This window comes from Streptomyces rubrogriseus, assembly GCF_027947575.1.
In the GTDB taxonomy this organism is placed as follows: domain Bacteria; phylum Actinomycetota; class Actinomycetes; order Streptomycetales; family Streptomycetaceae; genus Streptomyces; species Streptomyces rubrogriseus.
Genome location: NZ_CP116256.1, coordinates 6,205,324 through 6,222,212 on the forward strand (window position 1 = coordinate 6,205,324; position 16,889 = coordinate 6,222,212).

A 16,889-nucleotide genomic window follows, 5' to 3' on the forward strand; every position below is an offset into this window, starting at 1 on the left:
GCGCAGTTGATTTGACAACGTTGTCCCGCGCGCAGGGAGGGTGGCCAGGACATGCAGTACAGAGTTCGGCACAGATGGGGTCCGGCGGTCGTCATGACGACCGCCTTCGCCTTGGCGGTGGGTTCACAGGGAGCGGCGGTCGCGCTGCCGGGCGCCCCCGCCAAGGCCGACCGGGAGTTCGCGTCGTCCTTCGAGGCGGACGACCCGGTTCCGGACTGGACCGACACCGTGGACACCGACCGGGACGGCGGCAAGCGGGCCTCCGGCGTGGACGGCGGGTACAGCACCGGCATACCCGGCAACGTCACGGAGAACGTCACCGGAGTGCGCGCCAGCGCCGAGAACACGGGCGGCCGGGAGGTGAAGGAGAACCTCGTCGACAACGAGCCGGCCACCAAGTGGCTCACCTTCGCGCCGACCGGCTGGGTCGAGTTCGACCTCGACGCACCGACGAAGATCGCCAAGTACGCGCTCACCTCGGCCAACGACCACGACGAGCGCGACCCGCTGGACTGGACGCTGAAGGGCTCGGCGGACGGCGAGAACTGGCAGACGCTGGACACCCGTGCCGGGGAGCACTTCGACGGGCGGTTCCAGACCAAGACGTACCAACTCGCCGAGACCGCCGAGTTCCAGCACTTCCGGCTGGAGATCACCAAGAACAACGGGGCCGGCGACGCGCTCCAGCTCGCCGACGTGCAGCTGGCCACCGACGACACCGAGGTCCCCACGCCCGAGGACATGCTCTCCTTCGTCGACGAGGGCCCGGTGGGCTCGCCGACCGCGAAGGCGAACGCCGGGTTCACCGGCACGCACGCGCTGCGCTACGCGGGCCGGCACACCGCGGACGGCCGGGGCTACTCGTACAACAAGGTCTTCGACGTGAACGTCGAGGTCGACCGGCGCTCCGAGCTGTCGTACAAGATCTTCCCGTCGATGGCGGACGGCGACCTCGACTACGACGCCACGAACGTCTCGGTCGACCTCGCCTTCACCGACGGCACCTACCTGAGCGATCTCAAGGCCACCGACCAGCACGGGTTCCCGCTGACGCCGCGCGGTCAGGGCGACGCCAAGATCCTCTACGTGAACCAGTGGAACAGCGTGAAGTCCGGGATCGGTTCGGTCGCGGCCGGCAAGACCGTCGACCGGATCCTGCTGGCGTACGACTCCCCCAAGGGCCCGGCGAAGTTCCGCGGCTGGCTGGACGACGTGGCGATCGAGCGGGCCGCTCCCGAGCGTCCCAAGGCCCACCTGTCCGACTACGCGCTCACCACCCGCGGCACCAACTCCAGCGGCAGCTTCTCGCGCGGCAACAACTTCCCCGCGACCGCCGTGCCGCACGGCTTCAACTTCTGGACGCCGGTGACCAACGCCGGTTCGCTCAGCTGGATCTACGAGTACGCCAGCGGCAACAACGACGACAACCTGCCCACCGTTCAGGCGTTCTCCGCGAGCCACGAGCCGAGCCCGTGGATGGGCGACCGGCAGACCTTCCAGGTGATGCCGTCGGCCGCCTCCGGCACCCCGGACACCGGCCGGGACGCCCGCGAGCTGGCCTTCCGGCACGAGAACGAGACCGCCCGGCCGTACTACTACGGCGTGCGGTTCGAGAACGGCGTCAAGGCCGAGATGACGCCGACCGACCACGCGGCGATGATGCGCTTCACCTACCCCGGTGACGACGCGAGCGTGATCTTCGACAACGTCAACGACCAGGCCGGCCTGACCCTGGACAAGGAGAACGGCACCTTCACCGGCTACTCGGACGTCAAGTCCGGCGGCTCCGCAGGTGCCACCCGCCTCTTCGTCTACGGCGAGTTCGACAGCAAGGTCACCGGCGGCGACTCCAGCGGCGTCAAGGGCCACCTGCGCTTCGACGCCGGCCGGGACCACGCCGTGACGATGCGCATCGCCACCTCGCTGATCAGCGTGGACCAGGCGAAGGACAACCTGCGCCAGGAGATCCCGAAGCGGGCCTCCTTCGACAAGGTCAAGCGGGACGCCCAGAAGCAGTGGGACAAGATCCTCGGCAAGGTCGAGGTCGAGGGCGCCACGCAGGACCAGCTGACCACGCTGTACTCCGGCCTCTACCGGCTGTACCTGTACCCGAACGCGGGCCACGAGAAGGTCGACGGCACGTACAAGTACGCCTCCCCGTTCTCCAAGGCGGTCAAGGAGAACACGCCGACCGAGACCGGCGCCAAGATCGTGGACGGCAAGGTCTACGTCAACAACGGCTTCTGGGACACCTACCGGACCGCCTGGCCCGCGTACTCCTTCCTCACCCCGTCCCAGGCCGGTGAGCTGGTCGACGGCTTCGTGCAGCAGTACAAGGACGGCGGCTGGACCTCGCGCTGGTCCTCCCCCGGCTACGCGGACCTGATGACCGGCACCTCGTCCGACGTGGCGTTCGCCGACGCCTACGTCAAGGGCGTCGACTTCGACGCGAAGGCGGCGTACGACGCGGCCGTCAAGAACGCCACCGTGGTGCCGCCGTCCTCCGGCGTGGGCCGCAAGGGCATGGAGACCTCGCCGTTCCTCGGCTACGCCGGTACCGAGACGCACGAGGGCCTGTCGTGGTCGCTGGAGGGCTACCTCAACGACTACGGCATCGCCAAGATGGGCGAGAAGCTCTACAAGGAGACCGGCGAGAAGCGGTACAAGGACGAGTCCGCCTACTTCCTCAACCGCGCCCAGGACTACGTCAACCTCTTCGACGCGAAGGCCGGCTTCTTCCAGGGCAAGGACGTCAAGGGCAACTGGCGCGTGGACTCCGAGAAGTACGACCCGCGCGTGTGGGGCTACGACTACACGGAGACCAACGGCTGGGGCTACGCCTTCACCGCCCCGCAGGACAGCCGCGGCCTGGCCAACCTGTACGGCGGCCGCAAGGGTCTCGGCGACAAGCTCGACGAGTACCTCTCCACCCCGGAGACGGCCTCCCCGGAACTGAAGGGCTCCTACGGCGGGGTCATCCACGAGATGGTCGAGGCGCGGGACGTCCGCATGGGCATGTACGGGCACTCCAACCAGGTCGCCCACCACGCCCTGTACATGTACGACGCGGCCGGGCAGCCGTACAAGACGCAGAAGAACATCCGCGAGGTGCTCCAGCGGCTGTACACCGGCAGCGACATCGGGCAGGGCTACCACGGCGACGAGGACAACGGCGAGCAGTCGGCCTGGTTCCTCTTCTCCTCGCTCGGCTTCTATCCCCTGGTGATGGGCAGCGGCGAGTACGCCGTCGGGTCCCCGCTGTTCAAGAAGGCGACGGTGCACCTGGAGAACGGCCGCGACCTGGTCGTCAAGGCGCCGAAGAACAGCACGAAGAACGTCTACGTGCAGGGCCTGAAGGTCAACGGCAAGCGCTGGAACTCCACTTCGCTCCCCCACTCGCTGATCGCGAAGGGCGGCGTCCTGGAGTTCGACATGGGCGCGAAGCCCTCCTCGTGGGGCACGGGCGACAACGCGGCGCCGCCGTCGATCACGAAGGACGACGAGGTGCCGACCCCGCGCACCGACGCGATCACGGGCCAGGGCGCGCTGTTCGACAACACCTCGGCGACGGACGCGAACGTGGCCTCGGTGGACCTGCCCGTGTCCGGCGAGGGCGCCAAGGCGGTCCAGTACACGCTCACCTCGTCGGCGGACCGCACCAAGGCCCCGACCGGCTGGAAGCTCCAGGGCTCGGCCGACGGCACGACCTGGCGGACGCTGGACGAGCGCTCCGGCGAGTCCTTCGCCTGGGACCGGCAGACGCGGGCGTTCTCGGTGAAGTCGCCGGGCTCGTACGCCCAGTACCGCCTGGTGTTCACCGGTGCCTCGGTGCTCTCCGAGATCGAGCTGCTCGCCTAGCACCATCGTTGATCAGGGCCCGCCCAGCTTCTGGGCGGGCCCTGCGCGTGTCCGGGCCCTGCGCGTGCGGGTTTTGGCTCTATGCAGAAAGCCAGAGGCATAATGGTTCGAGCGAACAGCTAGGAACTGTCTGTGCATGGCCGTTCTGGTTCAGGGTACGTGCACGGTCGAAGGAGCGGCGATGACACCCCTTGTGGACCCCAGTCTCAACCGGCGCAAGCTTCGGCTCGCCCTGCGCAAGGCGCGGGAGCGTGCGGGGCTCAGCCAGCGTGAGGCCGCCGAGCAGGTGGAGTGGTCGCAGTCGAAGCTCATCCGTGTGGAGACCGGGACGGTGAGTGTGTCCGTCAGCGACCTGCGCGCCCTCCTGGCGCTGTACGACATCACCGAGCCCGGCACGGTGGAGGAGTTGACGGAGGCGGCCCGGGGCAGCAAGGGGGCCAGTTGGTGGTCGAGCTACCACGACGTCGTTTCACCGCAGTTCGCCCAGTACCTCGGTTACGAGGGCGCCGCGCGTGCCGTCGACACCTACCACCCCATCGTGATCCCTGGACACCTTCAGACCCGCGCCTACGCGGACGCCCTGCTCGCCGAGCGCGGGCTGGCCGAGGAGCGGGTGCGGCGCATCGTCGACCTGAGAATGGACCGCCAGCGGCGCATGTTCGACGGCTCGGGCCGTCCGGCGGCCACTTTCGTCCTGGACGAGGCGGCGGTGCGGCGGCAGGTCGGCGGACGGAGCGTGTTCGCCGAGCAGTTGGCACAGGTCGTCGCCTTCGCCGGACGGGACGAGGTGACCGTCCGCGTGCTGCCGTTCGACACCGGAGCGCACTACAGCACCCTGGGCAGCTTCGTCCTGCTGCGCTTCCCGGACGACGACGACCTCCTGTACCTGGAACACGCCGCCGGCAGTATGACCGGTGGCGAGGACCTGGAACTGCTGGCCCGCTACCAGGAGTGCTTCCAGACGCTCATGGAGCGGGCGCTGGACGAGAGCGCGTCCCTCGACTTGATCGATCGCGTCAAGCAGAGCCTCAAGGCCGGCTAGACCCGCGGTACCGGGCTGACAGAGGCAGGGGGAGGACCGGCGTGGTCTCCAGGTCGACAATCGATGCTCTGATGGACGTGCTGCGAATAGCCTTCGGCTCCGGCATGAACGACGAGGAGCTGAAGGCTCAGGCCATCCAGGACCCTGAGCAGACGAAGCGTCTCATAGCCATCGAGACGTCCCGGGCACGCGACAAGAGGAAGCACACCGCACTGCTCGGCGTGCTGGGGCTGCTGGCCCTCGCCATCGTCATGGTGAAGGCGGCGCCCTTCATCGTGAAGAAGGCCCGTGCCCTCGAACTCCCCTGGTCCGGCGTCGGGACCGCACTGGGCACGTTCGTGATGGGCTCCGCCCTCGCCGGGCTGAGCTGGTGGGTCAGGCGCAAGCTGGCGGCGCGCGGCTCGGCTACTCCGCGGAACCCGCCCGAGAGTCGTAACGAGGGTGATCAGAACCAAGTAGGGACGGGATAGCCCCGTTCCCCGCGCGCCACACTCCCGCGCCTACTGCCACCGCGGCCACCACGCTCACCCAGAGGAGCCGTTTGGCGAGTACGCTGTCGACGAGCATGGACGCGACCGCGGCCGCCAGCGTCGCCACCGCTCCCACGCTCACGGTGAAGGTGAGGACGCCGCCCACGACGACGGCGCTCCGCCTGCCGACCGACCGCCGCCCTTCGGATGCCTCGGCATTCATATGGCCCCCTACCGCCTGCCGATGGCTGGATAAGAACGTCACAGACCGTCCAACTCTCCTTGTGCCACGGCATGCAGGAAGTCAGTCCAGACGGAGGCGCTGAAGCCCAGTGGTGTGCGCCCGAGTGTCTTGGAGTCGCGTGCCAGCACCCGGCCCTCGCACACGGCGACCTCCACGCACTCGCTCTCGTTGCCACACACACTGCTCCTGCGCCACAAGGGTCTCCCCTCATGCACTGCCCCAGCCCCCTGCTTCCCCCACATGCCTGGATAGCGCCCCATCATGTTAGTGGACGAGTGTGCACTGTCGCAGGCGAGTGCCCGAATCCCCTCCCGGCAAGCCCCTGCGGCATTCCGTCGTCACCGAATCCATCACTGAAAGTCATCGAACGACCAGTTTAGGTGACGCAGTTCGGCGGTGGCCATACGGGAACCAGCCGGGTGGTACGGCACGGGCCGCGCCCTCCGAAGGACGGTGGACACGGCCCGTGGAACAGCCGTCTACTTGCGGATCAGGCTGCGCAGCACGTACTGCAGGATGCCGCCGTTGCGGTAGTAGTCCGCCTCGCCGGGGGTGTCGATGCGCACGACCGCGTCGAACTCGACGCCGGTGTCGGTGGTGACCTTCACCGTGCGCGGGGTGGTGCCCTCGTTCAGCTCGGTCACGCCGGAGACGGAGAAGGTCTCCTCGCCGGTCAGGCCGAGGGACTCGGCGGTCTGACCCTCGGGGAACTGGAGCGGCAGGACGCCCATGCCGATGAGGTTCGAGCGGTGGATGCGCTCGTAGGACTCGGCGACGACGGCCTTGACGCCGAGCAGCGCGGTGCCCTTGGCGGCCCAGTCGCGGGACGAGCCGGAGCCGTACTCCTTGCCGGCCAGGACGACGAGCGGGGTGCCCTGCTCGATGTAGTTGCGGGAGGCGTCGTAGATGAACGACACCGGACCGCCGTCCTGGGTGAAGTCGCGGGTGTAGCCGCCCTCGGTGCCCGGCGCGATCTGGTTGCGCAGGCGGATGTTGGCGAAGGTGCCGCGGATCATGATCTCGTGGTTGCCGCGGCGCGAGCCGTAGCTGTTGAAGTCGCGGCGCTCGACGCCGTGCTCCGTCAGGTACTTGCCGGCCGGGGTGTCGGCCTTGATGGCGCCGGCGGGCGAGATGTGGTCCGTGGTCACCGAGTCGCCGAGCTTGGCGAGCACCCGGGCGCCGGAGATGTCCTCGACCGGGGCCGGCTCCATGCCCATGCCCTCGAAGTACGGGGGCTTGCGCACGTAGGTGGACTCGCCGTCCCACTCGAAGGTGTCGCCGGTCGGGATGGACAGCGCCTGCCACTGGGCGTCGCCCGCGAAGACGTCGCTGTAGGACTTGGAGAACATGTCCTCGCCGATGGCGTTGGCGACGACGTCGTTGACCTCGGCCTCGGAGGGCCAGATGTCCTTCAGGTAGACCGGGTTGCCGTCCTGGTCGGCGCCCAGGGCGTCCTTGGTGATGTCCACCTTCATGGAGCCCGCGAGCGCGTAGGCGACGACCAGCGGCGGGGACGCCAGGTAGTTCATCTTGACGTCGGGGTTGATCCGGCCCTCGAAGTTGCGGTTGCCGGAGAGCACCGAGGTGACGGCGAGGTCGTGGTCGTTGACGGCCTTGGAGACCTCGTCCGGCAGCGGGCCGGAGTTGCCGATGCAGGTGGTGCAGCCGTAGCCGACCAGGTTGAAGCCGACCTTGTCGAGGTAGGGGGTCAGGCCCGCCTTCTCGAAGTAGTCGGTGACGACCTTGGAGCCCGGGGCGAGGGTGGTCTTGACCCACGGCTTGCGGGTCAGGCCCTTCTCGACGGCCTTCTTGGCCACCAGGGCGGCGGCGACCATGACGTACGGGTTGGAGGTGTTGGTGCAGGAGGTGATGGCCGCGACCGTCACCGCGCCGTGGTCCAGTTCGTAGGTCGTGCCGTCGGGGGCGGTGACCGGGACCGGGTTGGACGGGGCGCCGTTCGGGGTGACGGCCGGGGAGTCGGAGGCCGGGAAGGACTCCTTGCCCGCCTCGTCCACGACGTCGACGTAGTTGAGGACGTCTGTCTTGAACTGCTGGGCGGCGTTGGCGAGGACGATGCGGTCCTGCGGGCGCTTCGGGCCGGCGATGGAGGGGACGACCGTGGAGAGGTCCAGCTCCAGCTTCTCGGAGAAGTCCGGCTCGGCCTTCGGGTCCAGCCAGAGGCCCTGCTCCTTGGCGTACGCCTCGACGAGGGCGACCTGCTGCTCGGAGCGGCCGGTCAGGCGCATGTAGTTCAGCGTCTCGTCGTCGACCGGGAAGATCGCGGCGGTGGAGCCGAACTCCGGCGACATGTTGCCGATGGTGGCGCGGTTGGCCAGCGACGTGGCGGCGACGCCCTCGCCGTAGAACTCGACGAACTTGCCGACGACGCCGTGCTTGCGCAGCATCTCGGTGATCGTGAGCACCAGGTCGGTGGCGGTGGTGCCGGGGGTCAGCTCGCCGGTGAGCTTGAAGCCGACGACGCGCGGGATGAGCATGGAGACCGGCTGGCCGAGCATCGCGGCCTCGGCCTCGATGCCGCCGACGCCCCAGCCGAGGACGCCGAGGCCGTTGACCATGGTGGTGTGCGAGTCGGTGCCGACCAGGGTGTCGGGGTAGGCCTTGCCGTCACGGGTCATGACGACGCGGGCCAGGTGCTCGATGTTCACCTGGTGGACGATGCCGGTGCCCGGGGGGACGACCTTGAAGTCGTCGAAGGCGGTCTGGCCCCAGCGCAGGAACTGGTAGCGCTCCTTGTTGCGGCCGTACTCCAGGTCGACGTTCTGCTGGAAGGCGTCGTTGGTGCCGAACTTGTCCGCGATGACGGAGTGGTCGATGACCATCTCGGCCGGGGAGAGCGGGTTGATCTTGTTCGGGTCGCCGCCCAGCTCCTTGACGGCCTCACGCATGGTGGCGAGGTCGACGACACAGGGCACGCCGGTGAAGTCCTGCATGATCACGCGGGCCGGCGTGAACTGGATCTCCTGCGACGGCTGGGCCTGCGAGTCCCAGCCGCCGAGGGCGCGGATGTGGTCGGCGGTGATGTTCGCGCCGTCCTCGGTGCGGAGCAGGTTCTCCAGCAGCACCTTCAGGCTGTAGGGAAGGCGCGCGGAGCCCTCGACCTTGTCCAGCCGGAAGATCTCGTACGACTCGTCGCCCACCTGCAGTGTGCTGCGGGCGTCGAAGCTGTTCGCCGACACGACAGTCTCCTTCATTCATGTGCGCGTACCACCGCATCCTGCCGCCACGCCCTGTTGGCCGATCCGCTAAGGTAAGGCTAAGTTAGGTAACCCTTACCGCCAGACCGACAGCGGCGCGCGACTGCGGCACGCCTCGGCAGATATCTCGATGTCGAGATAACTCTAGTACATGGGGGCGGTCCGGTCATGTCCGGGCGCTGTGTGGCGTGCGCCCTACTCCGGGTGACCCGTGCGGCCATCACTACGCCGAACGGGGGTATCCGATGCGTGCCGGACCGACCCGGCGCGACACGGAAGGGGGCACGATGCCGCTCACGTTCCGCAAGAGTTTCCGGATCCTCCCCGGAGTGCGGCTGAACATCAACAAACGCTCGTGGTCCATCACGACCGGTGGCAGCAGCGGCCCGCGCCACACCCGCAGCAGTACCGGACGCCGTACGACATCGATGGATTTGCCGGGACCTTTCGGGTGGCGTCGCACGACGACGAGCAGGCGCCGCTGAGGCGTGACCGGGGGTTACTTGACGTCACGTCACCCGAACGGACCCCCCGAGAGGTGCGATCTCATATCTGAGATAGCCTCGACCTCATGGCAGACGACTACCTCGTACGCATCGGCCGACTCATCCGTGACGCCCGGCAGCACCGCGGCTGGACGCAGTCACAGCTCGCGGAGGCGCTCAACACCAGTCAGAGCGCCGTCAACCGCATCGAGCGCGGCAACCAGAACATCAGCCTTGAGATGATCGCCCGGATCGGCGAAGCGCTGGACAGCGAAATCGTCTCCCTGGGCTACGCGGGACCGATGCATCTGCGTGTCGTCGGCGGCCGTCGCCTGTCCGGCGCCATCGACGTCAAGACCAGCAAGAACGCCTGCGTGGCCCTGCTGTGCGCCTCGCTGCTCAACAAGGGGCGCACGGTGCTGCGCCGGGTCGCCCGCATCGAGGAGGTCTACCGCCTCCTGGAGGTGCTCAACTCCATCGGCGTGCGCACCCGCTGGATCAACGACGGCACCGACCTGGAGATCGTGCCGCCGGCCGAGCTGGACATGGAGGCCATCGACGCCGAGGCCGCCGTCCGCACCCGCTCGATCATCATGTTCCTCGGCCCGCTGCTGCACCGCATGGAGCGCTTCCGGCTCCCCTACGCCGGCGGCTGCGACCTCGGCACCCGGACCATCGAGCCGCACATGATCGCGCTGCGCCGGTTCGGCCTGGACGTCGCCGCGACCGAGGGCCACTACCACGCGGTGGTCGACCGCACGGTGCGCCCGGACCGCCCGATCGTCCTGACCGAGCGCGGCGACACGGTGACGGAGAACGCCCTCCTGGCCGCCGCCCGCCACGACGGCGTCACCGTCATCCGCAACGCCTCGTCCAACTACATGGTCCAGGACCTCTGCTTCTTCCTGGAGGCCCTGGGCGTCCGCGTCGAAGGCATCGGCACCACCACCCTCACCGTCCACGGCATGCCGGTCATCGACGCCGACGTGGACTACTCCCCCTCAGAGGACCCGGTCGAGGCGATGAGCCTGCTGGCCGCCGCCGTGGTCACGGAGTCGGAGCTGACGGTGCGCCGGGTCCCGATCGAGTTCCTGGAGATCGAGCTGGCGGTCCTGGAGGAGATGGGCCTCGACCACGACCGCACCCCGGAGTACTTCGCCGACAACGGCCGCACCCGCCTGGTGGACCTGACGGTGCGCCCCTCCAAGCTCGAAGCGCCGATCGACAAGATCCACCCCATGCCCTTCCCGGGCCTGAACATCGACAACGTCCCCTTCTTCGCGGCCATCGCGGCCTCGGCGCAGGGCCAGACCCTCATCCACGACTGGGTCTACGACAACCGCGCCATCTATCTCACGGACCTGAACCGCCTGGGCGGCCGCCTCCAGCTCCTGGACCCGCACCGCGTCCTGGTCGAGGGCCCCACCCGCTGGCGCGCCGCCGAGATGATGTGCCCGCCGGCCCTGCGCCCCGCGGTCGTCGTCCTCCTGGCGATGATGGCCGCCGAGGGCACGTCGGTACTGCGCAACGTCTACGTCATCAACCGCGGTTACGAGGACCTCGCGGAGCGGCTGAACTCGATCGGGGCGCAGATCGAGATCTTCCGGGACATCTGAAAGCACCAGGGAAAGTCGACGTGAATTCCCTCCTGGCCTGTACTCGTGCTAGCCAGGAGGGGATTCCGCCGAAGGACCGACGCCGAAGCCGTCGCCGCCTACGGGCTTGACGACGCCACCATCACCGCTCTGCACTCCTGGGCCCTGGAGCGGGCGGACGTCCTCGCGGCCCGCTTCATCGATGTCGCGGCGGTCTGCAGCTCGACCAGATCGGCGGGCCGGGCAGTCTCGGACGGGGCGTCGGCCGATGCAGGCGACCTTCGTCGCAGTGGACGGTCCAGCACCGCCGCAGTGCTGGCGGGGCCTAATTGGTGGCTCTGCGCGGGCTGCCCAGGTTCTCCTCCAGGAAGCGGCCCAGGGTGTCGTCCACCTTCTTCTCGGCGGCCAGCTGGTGGCAGGCCTGCCGGCCGCTGCTGGTGGCGCTGATCATCTCGCTGCGCCCGCCCTTGACGGTCAGGTAGTCGCAGCCGAAGAGGTACTCCAAGAACTTGCGGGCCAGCGGCACGTTCCGTTCGGCGGCGCCTCGCTGCTGGACCCCACGGCGCTGGTGCTGCGCCCCGTCGGCGAGGACCTTGCAGATCTTCTGGACGACCTCGAAGTCGGGGTTGGTGGCGAACACGTAGTACGGGTTGACGTCGTCGGTGATCGCGCCCTGCGCCCGCAGGTGGCCGACGAGGTGCTCGCCGGTGATGATCTGGGTGCCTCGGGAGGTCTTGATTACGGCGGTCGAGTCCCGGTCCAGGTCGGTGAAGTCGGCCTCGGCGCACTGGAGGCCCGTGATGTCGCAGTCCATGATGAGGGCACGCTTGAACGAGGCTCCGTCGGCCACCGCCTGGGACAGATTGCACGCCTCGAAGATCGAGTCGGAGAAGTTGGAGCGCTCGATCCGGGCCCCTCGGAAGGAGACCCCCGACAGTTCGGTCTCGGAGGCGTTCAGCCGGTGCAGGCCCGAGGACCGGGCGTCGGCGGAGAAGTCGACCTGGTGCAGCCGGGACTTGGAGATGTCCAAACCGGGGCCAACGATCCGGGCGAGAATGTCCCGCTTGTCTTCGGTGGCGGGGACGTTCTGAAGGAGAGCGGGCCACAGCAGCGTCAGGATGCGGTCCAGGCTCTTGCTGTAGCTGCGGTTGGGCCAGCCCATGGCGAGTTGCGCGAGGGAGCCTTCCAGGACGTCCTTCGGCATCGACCGGGCGAAGGTCAGCATCGCGTCGGTGAGCTGGATCTGCCGGGGCAGCGAGCGGCCCGCCTGGTGCTCGCTGACCATGAAGGTGAGGGCGAGGTACTCGCGCAGGGAGTTGTGCGAGAACTGCCAGGCGTACTCGCCGGGTTCACGAGAGCGGGTGAGCGTTGAGGAGGAGCGCAGGTCGTCGAAGAGGGCGTCGGCAGCGTCGGCGGCGTCGGCGGCCCGCTGTTTGGCGAGATAGCCGGGGAAGCGCTCCTCGATGAGTTCCCGGAATGCGGCCTCGCGGATCGACCGGCGACTCTCAGAGGAGAGCCGAACCGCGAGATACCGGAGGAACTCGAGGCGGTCCGACGGGGGAAGGTTCTTCACCCGGGCCCAGTCGCGCAGCATCAGCTTGTTGATGATCAGCTCGTAGATCTGCCACTCGGTGAGCTTGCCGCCGCTGCCGCTGGCCTCGTCGCGCTTGAGTTCCTCGACGACGTCCAAGAGATAGCTGACGATGACGGGTTTACCGCCGAGGGAGTGCTCGCGGGTGCTCTCGGGGCGGAAGACCCGGCTGAGGATGCCGGTGACCGCCTTCTCACCCGCGGGATCGTCCCCGAGGCGCTTCTTCACCAGATGGAACGTCTGGTCCGGACTGAGGTCGCGCAATTGCCGCTCGGCGCGCTGAATGACGAACTGCTCCAGCATCCGGTCGACCTGCTGCTCCTGTTGCAGGACCTCCTTGTCGAGGGCGGCGGCGCCGATCTCGGACCGGGTGTCGAGGTTCCGGTAGAGCACCTCGAAGACCTGGAGCTCCTCGGCCTCGGTGAAGTAGTTGGGCCGACTGGTGAGGATACCCCGCACGCCGTCGCCGGAGAGTTCGGTAAGCGCCTCCAAACAAGCTCTGCGTTCCCGCGCGTTGAGGAACTGGGCCATCTCGTCGTAGCCGTCGAGGATGAGCATGACGCGCCCGTTGGCGATCATGGACTCAACGAAGCTGATGTTGAGGTGGCCCAGTTCGTTGCGGTCGAGGAAGTGGTGGAGCAGGCCGCGGGCGTCGAACTGGCGGCTGAAGTCTCTGAGTTCCACCCGGAACGGCAGCCTGGCCAGCCGGCCTTCGCGGTAGTCGCTCATCCAGCGACGCTGGAGGACCCTGGTGAGGGCGGTCTTCCCCGTGCCGTACTCGCCGACGACCACCACCCAGCGGGACGGTTCGGCCTCGTCGCCCACCCAGCGAGTCAGCCATTCGGTGGCGCGGTGCACTCCCTCGTCGTCGTCGAAATCGGGTTCCTCGTAGACCTCGTCCAGATCACGCAGGGAATCGGCGAAGTCACCGTCCCCCAGGACGTGCTCGATATACGGGTCGGTGCGCTCGAACTGCCGGAAAAGTTCCTGGAAGGTGTAGACCAGAATTCCTTCCATTTTCGCATGGTCGCGCGCTTCGTCGGTGAATCCACCTGACGAAACGAGAACCTGTTGCGAACCGAGCACCTGTTTCCGCGCCAGGGCCAGTTTCGCTATCAGCCCCTCATGCCTGACCATGTTCACGTGGTCGATCGTGACTTCGATGAATACCTTTTGCTCGACCAGTCCCGCCATCTGTTTCGCAAGGAGCGGGAACCTCACGTCCTGGACGGTGACGTCCTCCGTGACCGAGTAGCCGTTCGACTCGAAGAGCCAAGCCACCGCGCGGGGCAAGGTCTGCTCGGTATAAGTGAAGTCCACTGATCAACCCCCCGATTCCGTGCACCTTCACCTGTCAGCATAGTGGTCCGCGGGGGGTCCGTCTGCGTGTAGCACCGAAGTATAATTCACCCCAAATCGACCTGATTCCCCATCAGGCGTGACGAACATCCGAAGAGCGCGACGCCATATACTGCCGCTGCCCACTTCATGGCCTGGGGGGAACATGGAAACGCCAGCCGCGACCCACCGCTGTTTCTACATAGCGCCGATCGGAGCGACGGGATCGGACATCCGGCGACGCAGCGACCAGATTCTCCGGCACATCGTAAAACCGGCCGCCCTGGAATGCGGATATCAGGCGACCAGGGCCGACGAGATCGACTCCTCGGGACTGATCAGCACTCAGGTCCTCGAGCGGATTCTCGGCGACGGACTGGTGATCGCCGATCTGACCGACCAGAACCCGAACGTCTTCTACGAACTCGCGGTGCGGCATACCACCGGGAAGCCCTTCATCCAGATCATCTCCGAGGGCCAGACCATTCCGTTCGACGTACAGGGTCTGCGGACCATCGAACTGGACCACCGGGATCTGGACAGCGCCGCGGAGGCCCGGGAGGCGATCGTCCGGGCGATCAAGGCCGTCGAGGCGGGGGAGGCTGTGAACACACCCATGACGTACACGATGGATCTCGCCGAACTCCGCGGCTCGGGCAAGGCGGAGGAACGCGGCGTCGCGGACATCCTCGAGGTGGTCAAGGGCATCCAGCGGCAGCTCAGCCGACCCGCCAACGAGACCTCAGCGCGGCACGACCTGGCCCTCCTCCAGAACATCATCGGGATGTGGGTCCAGCAGGGCCACCTCCAGCGGGACAGCCTGATGGTCCTCATGGGCGAGATGAAGTCGAAGAACGGCTCCGCCTGGCTCCAGGACTTGATGCACAGCACCTTCCCGGGGACCACGGCCCCGGCGCAGGACGCTTGAGCAGCCCCCGCGCACCTCCCCACGTTCGTACCGCAGAAGAGAAGAGAGTGCCGTGACCGACGACCAGCGCCTGCGCAGCTCCGATCTCCCCGAACTTTTCCGGGTCGCCGACGCCGCCTCCCTGGAAGGACAGCGGCTCTACATCCGCGGCACCCGGCTTCGGCTCGTCCTGGCGGTCACCGCCGCGGTCCTCGCCGCCGCCAGCCTGGAGATCGGCGACGGCTGGGACCTGCCCGCGCTGATGGTGGCCGTCGTGTTCCTCGGGACGCTGGTCCTGGAGATCTGGCTGCTGGGCCGCAGCCCCGAGCGGGACTGGTACGACGGCAGGGCGCTCGCGGAGTCCGTCAAGACGCTCTCCTGGCGATACGCCGTCGCCGCCGCCCCGTTCTCGGCGTCCCTGACCGACGAGGACGCCGAACGGCACTACGTCTCCGAGGCCGAGAAACTCATCGACGACGCCCCGGCGACATCCGTCATCGTGACCGGGCCGCTCGGTGTCACCGACGCCATGCGCGGCCTGCGGCACACCGGCCTCACCGCCCGCCGGGACCTCTATCTGAAGAACCGCATCGGCGACCAGCTCACCTGGTACTCCACCAAGGCCCGGTTCAACGCGGACCGGGCCCGCCGCTGGCGGCTGGCACTCATCCTCATCGAGGCCCTCGGGCTGATCGTCGCCGTGCTGCGGGCCTCCGGTGTGGTCGATGTCGACCTGCCCGGCATCCTCGCCGCGCTGCTGGGCGCCGGGACGGCTTGGTTGGCGGTTCGTCAGTACGACGCGCAGGCAAGGGCGTACGCCTTCGCCGCCAAGGACCTCGGCACCATCCACAACGGGCTGCGCACCATCGACTCCGAGACCGAGTGGGCCGTGCACGCGGCCGACGCCGAGGAGGCGATCAGCCGCGAGCACACCATGTGGCGGGCCTCCCGAGGCGCGTACGGCGGGTGACGGCCCCGATGGTCGGAGTGCCGGCCACACCGTGGTGCGCGAACCCAGCCGGCTGTCGTCCAGCAGCACGCTGCTCAGCAGGACCTCGCCGGGAGGCCGTCGCCAAAACCGGACAGGTTGGTGACGCAGCACCCGCCCGCCGACCGGCCGGACCCGCAGCAGGCCGTCCGGCGCCTCGTCCGAACAGGTAGGCGTCCTACCCGTAGAGCAGCTTGCGAGGCAGCTGAGGGCCGTGTCGTACAGCTCCTGAGTCGGCCCCGCCAACCCGTCCTGGCTGTGGCACAGCCACCGCTACGAGGTCAAGTCCGGCAGCCTCCCCCCTCCCCCCCCCCGGCGTCCCCGACCTGCCCAGCGCGAAACAGTTGCGGACCTTGCCCAGGGGGTTCCACACCCGGCCGTCCGGCACCCGCACCCCGGTCGACTCCCCGGAGTAGGAGCGCTGGTCGGCCCCGAAGCCGATCCACGTCGCGCCGCGCGTCGGACGAGGACCTCTCTGACGTACGCCCCAAGACCGAACAGCGCGGCGCGCACCCTCGCCTCTTCCACCCCGTTCTTGCGCAGCCCGTCGACAAGGAAGTCGACGACGCGAAGGCTCGCCACTGAGTAGTCCAGCGGCAGCCTGTTCCGGACGGCGACACGTTGCACGAAGGCCGCAGCGGCGGTCCGCATCTCCCGTGCACACGGCAGACGTTCACCCACATCACTCATCGGGCCGCTCCCCCTCCACTCAGTCGTGTGGAAGACATACGCCCGCCTTCCCCCCGTCTTTCAGCACAACCTTCTCGGTTGCTACGCGTCTCAAGGCGAGCGCGCCAGTGTCCGGCGGCCCAGTGGACATGCGGGTGGTCGGCGGCCCGGTGATGCCACCCCACTGACCCATCACTGCGGTCCCTCGGCCCCATCGACGCCGCGGTCTCATGAAGGACCCCGAGTCGAAGTCCTACAACTCCATGCACAGCGCACCACAGGACTTCCGAATGACCGAATCCGGCGACCGCGGCAGCGAACGTCCCATCGACTACCCCACCCAGTACGCCAAGGCACTCGTCATCAGCTTCAACCGATGACCCGCCACGCCCGGCCGCGGCGCCAGCCCCCTCCCTCACGTCAACGGCAGCTGTGCCATGGCAGATTGCGTCAGGCTCGGCCACCCTGGCTTCGGGGGCCCTCTGGG

The 16,889-nt window shown here is 68.0% G+C and carries 10 protein-coding genes; 7 read left to right on the plus strand and 3 right to left on the minus strand.

The window, feature by feature from the left end:
* The first annotated feature begins 51 nt into the window (after positions 1-51).
* The 3 genes from Sru02f_RS28000 (at position 52) to Sru02f_RS28010 (ending at position 5,370) form a co-directional block, all read left to right on the plus strand.
* Positions 52-3,858, plus strand: coding sequence for a GH92 family glycosyl hydrolase (locus tag Sru02f_RS28000; protein ID WP_109029768.1), 3,807 nt, complete (start codon positions 52-54; stop codon positions 3,856-3,858).
* 181 nt (positions 3,859-4,039) lie between these two features.
* Positions 4,040-4,900 carry a helix-turn-helix domain-containing protein gene (locus tag Sru02f_RS28005; RefSeq protein WP_109029769.1) on the plus strand — a complete coding sequence of 287 codons (861 nt, stop codon included), beginning with the start codon at positions 4,040-4,042 and terminating at the stop codon, positions 4,898-4,900.
* A gap of 71 nt (positions 4,901-4,971) precedes the next feature.
* Positions 4,972-5,370 carry a hypothetical protein gene (locus Sru02f_RS28010; protein ID WP_203696113.1) on the plus strand — a complete coding sequence of 133 codons (399 nt, stop codon included), beginning with the start codon at positions 4,972-4,974 and terminating at the stop codon, positions 5,368-5,370.
* 261 nt (positions 5,371-5,631) lie between these two features.
* Here Sru02f_RS28010 and Sru02f_RS28015 read toward each other — a convergent pair whose 3' ends face one another.
* Positions 5,632-5,877 carry a DUF397 domain-containing protein gene (locus tag Sru02f_RS28015; RefSeq protein ID WP_003972922.1) on the minus strand — a complete coding sequence of 82 codons (246 nt, stop codon included), beginning with the start codon at positions 5,875-5,877 and terminating at the stop codon, positions 5,632-5,634.
* 216 nt (positions 5,878-6,093) lie between these two features.
* Entirely contained in the window at positions 6,094-8,811 is a 2,718-nt protein-coding gene (acnA, locus tag Sru02f_RS28020; RefSeq protein WP_109029771.1) for an aconitate hydratase AcnA, read from the minus strand.
* A gap of 305 nt (positions 8,812-9,116) precedes the next feature.
* Here acnA and Sru02f_RS28025 point away from each other — a divergent pair, with 305 nt between their 5' ends.
* Both Sru02f_RS28025 and Sru02f_RS28030 read left to right on the plus strand, forming a co-directional pair.
* A complete protein-coding gene (locus Sru02f_RS28025) occupies positions 9,117-9,314 on the plus strand; it encodes a DUF4236 domain-containing protein (RefSeq protein ID WP_109029772.1) in 198 nt (65 codons plus the stop codon).
* Between the two features lie 86 nt (positions 9,315-9,400).
* The gene (locus Sru02f_RS28030) at positions 9,401-10,930 is read left to right on the plus strand and encodes a helix-turn-helix domain-containing protein (protein WP_109029773.1); all 1,530 of its coding nucleotides are present in this window, start codon (positions 9,401-9,403) and stop codon (positions 10,928-10,930) included.
* Between the two features lie 304 nt (positions 10,931-11,234).
* Here Sru02f_RS28030 and Sru02f_RS28035 read toward each other — a convergent pair whose 3' ends face one another.
* A complete protein-coding gene (locus Sru02f_RS28035; protein ID WP_159107482.1) occupies positions 11,235-13,517 on the minus strand; it encodes an NACHT domain-containing protein in 2,283 nt (760 codons plus the stop codon).
* A 487-nt stretch (positions 13,518-14,004) separates the two neighbouring features.
* On the opposite strand from Sru02f_RS28035, the gene Sru02f_RS28040 reads away from it, so the two are divergent.
* Both Sru02f_RS28040 and Sru02f_RS28045 read left to right on the plus strand, forming a co-directional pair.
* Positions 14,005-14,766, plus strand: a complete 762-nt coding sequence (locus Sru02f_RS28040) for a hypothetical protein (protein ID WP_109029775.1) — start codon at positions 14,005-14,007, stop codon at positions 14,764-14,766.
* A gap of 52 nt (positions 14,767-14,818) precedes the next feature.
* Entirely contained in the window at positions 14,819-15,715 is an 897-nt protein-coding gene (locus tag Sru02f_RS28045; protein WP_109029776.1) for a DUF4231 domain-containing protein, read from the plus strand.
* Positions 15,716-16,889 lie beyond the last annotated feature (1,174 nt).